General features: G+C 58.7%; 1 protein-coding gene. It reads left to right on the plus strand.

What is annotated here, in order from left to right:
- Positions 1 to 635 (plus strand): threonine synthase (thrC, locus tag HGP29_RS28435; RefSeq protein WP_168885835.1); only part of this gene is annotated, 635 nt, incomplete at both ends.

Consider the following 635-nt stretch of genomic DNA (forward strand, 5'->3'; position numbering starts at 1 on the left):
TTAAAAGATCATAACGAGCAGGTCAGCTTTGCGCAGGCCGTCACCCAGGGACTTGGCAAGCATCAGGGCCTGTTCTTTCCGCACGATCTGCCGGAATTCAGCCTGACTGAAATCGACGACATGCTGGCGCAGGACTTTGTCACCCGTAGCGCCAAAATTTTATCCGCCTTTATCGGCGATGAGATCCCGCAGGATGTCCTGCAGCAGCGGGTGCGCGCGGCGTTTGCGTTTCCGGCGCCGGTAAGCAAGGTTCAGGAAGATGTCGGCTGTCTGGAGCTGTTCCATGGCCCTACGCTGGCGTTCAAGGATTTCGGCGGCCGCTTTATGGCGCAGATGCTGACCCACATCGCAGGCGATAAGCCGGTCACCATCCTCACCGCGACCTCTGGCGACACCGGGGCGGCGGTGGCGCATGCTTTCTACGGCCTGCCGAACGTCAAGGTAGTGATCCTCTATCCGCGCGGCAAGATCAGTCCGCTGCAGGAGAAGCTGTTCTGTACCCTCGGCGGCAATATTGAAACCGTGGCGATTGATGGCGACTTTGATGCCTGCCAGGCGCTGGTGAAGCAGGCGTTTGACGATGAAGAGCTGAAGGCGACGCTGGGTCTCAACTCGGCTAACTCCATCAACATCAG

The organism is Flammeovirga agarivorans (genome assembly GCF_012641475.1).
Classification (GTDB): domain Bacteria; phylum Bacteroidota; class Bacteroidia; order Cytophagales; family Flammeovirgaceae; genus Flammeovirga; species Flammeovirga agarivorans.